The organism is Nocardioides jensenii JCM 1364 = NBRC 14755 (assembly GCF_001552535.1).
Lineage (GTDB): Bacteria > Actinomycetota > Actinomycetes > Propionibacteriales > Nocardioidaceae > Nocardioides > Nocardioides jensenii.
Genome location: NZ_BCRJ01000116.1, coordinates 1 through 3161, shown reverse-complemented (window position 1 = coordinate 3161; position 3161 = coordinate 1). Strand labels below are relative to the sequence as shown.

Below are 3161 nucleotides of genomic sequence, written 5' to 3'. Positions count from 1 at the left end.
CGAGGCGGCCCAGGCCGGCGACGCGTTCGCCGTCGCCCAGCTCACCGAGCTCGGCACCTGGCTGGGCGAGGGCGCGGCCCAGCTCGCGGCCGTCGTCGACCCGGGAGTCATCGTGCTCGGCGGTGGCGTCGCGGCCGCCGGTGAGCTCCTGCTGGCGCCCATGCGTTCGTCGTACGAGGCGGGGTTGACCGGTGCCGGGCATCGACCGGTGGCCGAGCTGCGGCTGGCCACGCTCGGCAACACCGCCGGCCTGATCGGCGCGGCCGACCTGGCCCGACGCTGACGGTCGCCACACCTCCGCTGCTGCGGCACGACGGGGCCTACTGAGTCAGGTGCAGCTCGACGGGAGTGCCTGCTCCGGCGTTGACCGAGTCGGTGAGCACCACGCACGCCTTGTTGCCGTTCGCCTTCACCACCCCCTGGACCACGATCGAGCCGTGGGTCACCGTGAGGCATGAGAGGCCGTTGAAGTCGACGTGGCTGGAGGGCGCATACAAGGTGCCGCCGAGCGTGACGTCGCCGTTGCCCTGGATGGAGAGCACGTTGGTGTTGTCGCGGTCGTAGATGATCACGAAGCCTTCGGGCCAGCCGGCGGGGGCGCCCACGGGAGGGTCCGAGAGCGGAGCGGAGAGGTGATGGGTCGTGCCGTTCTTGAAGTCGATCATGCCGGGGTTCTTGACATACAGCGTCACGCCCGACCCGGTGATGACCGAGTTGTTCTTGGCACTCCACTTCCCCTTGATCACGTAGGGCCCAGGGGCCAACGTGCAGAGGCTGTTCGGGAGCTCGACGTCGGCCGGGTAGATGCCGGGTCCCTGCTCGCAGGGGCTGCCGGACTTGACGTGGAGCCCTGCTTCGCTGAGTGGCAGGGCCAACGACGCGTAGGGGTCCGGGATGATCCTGCCCTGGGTGTAGTCGGGCTCGTAGTTGCCCTGACCGCCGGTGGCGGTGCCGACGATGGAGATGCTGCTGGTGGCGTCCCAGAAGCTGTTGGGGCCGGCCGTGATGCTGCCGTTGACGTGGATGTCACCGCCGGTCACGCTGAAGTCGGCGTTGCCGGCGTCGACCGACCCGAGGAAGCACAGCGCGCAGTCGCCGCCACCTGAGTCGTAGGAGGCCGCCGCCTCGCCATTGGTCTCGATGGTGTCGTCACCGCCGGCCGCCGGCCCGAACGGGGAGTCGGAGGTGCCCGTTGCCCGGTAGACGACCTCGATGGCGGACCCCTTGCAGCGCACCTCGGTGATCTTCCCGTCGGTGTCGACGCCATTGGGGTAGTTCGCCCGGAACAGGTCGTCGGCCGCCTGCTCCGCGCGGGCGCGCACGAGCCCCTGGCTGGCGATCGCGTTGACCGAGCAGCTTCCGGTGAACTCCTCCTTGTAGACCGCGGCCGCGGCGAGCGAGGCGGCATCCGCGGCGGTGGAGAGCTGCCGCTTGGTCATGAACGCCATCCCGAAGTCGACCACGAAGGCAGCGAGGACCACCATGACCGTCACGAAGAGCGTGACCATGATGGCGATCGCACCGTGGTCGTCGTCCTCCGCGCGGCGACTCAGGAGAACTCGCACCGGAAGGTCCCCTTCGCCTCGAGGTCGACTCCCTCCGGGAATCCCGGGATCGGAATCGGGACCAGGAAATCCTTCTCCAGGGTCATCGTGACCGTGACGTCCTGACCGTCGGTCGACTCCTTGCACGGGGCGGGGCAGCTGCCCGACACCGCGAAGCCGGGCTCACTGGGCAGCAGGTAGATCGTGCCCGCGCTGGATCGGGCATGCTCCTCGATGTCCGCGCAGTCGTGACCCTCGACGGCTGCATAGCGTGCCGCCTGTCGCGCCGAGTTGCTGAGCGAGAGCTGCTGGGCGAAGACCACACCGAAGTCGACGATGCCGAAGAACAGCAGCATGAGCAGGGGCAGGACCAGGGCGAACTCGAGCGCTGCCGCGCCGGTGTCGTCACGCTTGCGTCTGAACATCCGTCTCCCCATTCCCGGTTCGGCCCCGTTCGGCTCGGCCCGGTCCACCTGGAGCCAGCCGCTGGTCGTTCAAGCCGACACCTTCGGACCCTAGGGGCGTTGCCGCCGGTCGGCGCGGGTATGCAGCGGCGTACCCAATTTGGGGTAGGGATGGTCTAGACGAGTCCTGACGAGTGTCGCGACCCGCGCCGGGCGGGCGGTCGGTCGAGATCGCGGACCGGTGCGGCACACTGTGCGCGTGGTGGAGCAGATCTACGTCGGCATCGACATCGGCGGCACCAAGGTGCTGGCCGGTGTCGTCGACGACCGGGGCCGGGTGGTCCGCACCGCACGTCGAGCCACGCCCGGACGTCGCGTCGACGCGGCCCAGGTCGAGGAGGCGTTGACCCAGGCGTTGACCGAGGTCACCGGAGCCGACACGGTGCTCGGCGTGGGCCTGGCCGCCGCCGGCTTCGTCGACGCGACGGGGGAGCGGGTGATGTTCGCGCCGCACCTGCCCTGGGTGGACACGCCGGTGCGCTCACTGCTCGAGCAGCGCTGGGGGGTGCCGGTGGCCCTCGAGAACGATGCGACGGCGGCCGCGCATGCCGAGGCGACGTACGGCGCGGCGCGCGACGTCGCGGACGCGATCGTGGTGACGATGGGCACCGGCATCGGGGGCGGCGTCATCCTCGGTCATCGGGTGCACCGCGGCTGGAACGGCATGGCCGGCGAGTTCGGCCACATGCAGGTCGTGCCCGACGGTGAGGTGTGCGAGTGCGGCGGCCGCGGCTGCTGGGAGCAGTACTCGAGTGGCAACGCCCTTGTCCGGTTCGCGCGGGACCGTCTGGGCAGCCGTCCCTCGATCCTCGAGGACCTGTGCGGTGGCAACCCAGCGGCGCTGAACGGTCCGATGGTCACCCAGGCCGCCGAAGAGGGTGACCTGCTCGCCCACGAGGCGTTCGGACACGTCGGCGACTGGCTCGGTGTGGGGCTCGCGAACCTGGTCGCCGCCTTCGACCCGGCCTGCCTGGTGATCGGCGGCGGCCTCTCTGCTGCCGGGGACCGTCTGCTCGAACCGGCGCGCACGGCCCTGCTGCGTTCGTTGGTCGGGGCCGGGCACCGACGTGTTCCGCCGGTGGTCGCGGCCCGTCTCGGACCCGACGCCGGGTTGGTCGGCGCGGCCGATCTCGCCCGCCATCGCTGACCCGTC

General features: G+C 70.5%; 4 protein-coding genes. 2 read left to right on the top strand and 2 right to left on the bottom strand.

The features are described 5' to 3' along the window. A partial coding sequence (locus NJ4_RS21950) for an ROK family protein (RefSeq protein ID WP_157551291.1) occupies positions 1 to 283 on the top strand: 283 nt, incomplete at its 5' end. Positions 284 to 320: 37 nt separating this feature from the next. Here NJ4_RS21950 and NJ4_RS21945 read toward each other — a convergent pair. Further along, on the bottom strand, positions 321 to 1565 hold the full coding sequence (locus NJ4_RS21945) for a TadE/TadG family type IV pilus assembly protein (protein WP_067440535.1): 1245 nt from the start codon (positions 1563 to 1565) through the stop codon (positions 321 to 323). Further along, positions 1550 to 1969, bottom strand: coding sequence for a TadE/TadG family type IV pilus assembly protein (locus NJ4_RS21940; RefSeq protein WP_067440532.1), 420 nt, complete (start codon positions 1967 to 1969; stop codon positions 1550 to 1552). Before NJ4_RS21940 ends, NJ4_RS21945 begins: the two co-directional genes overlap by 16 nt. 238 nt (positions 1970 to 2207) lie before the next feature. Between NJ4_RS21940 and NJ4_RS21935 the strand changes: the two genes are divergently transcribed. After that, positions 2208 to 3155 carry an ROK family protein gene (locus tag NJ4_RS21935; protein ID WP_067440538.1) on the top strand — a complete coding sequence of 316 codons (948 nt, stop codon included), beginning with the start codon at positions 2208 to 2210 and terminating at the stop codon, positions 3153 to 3155. The last annotated feature ends 6 nt before the right edge of the window (positions 3156 to 3161 follow it).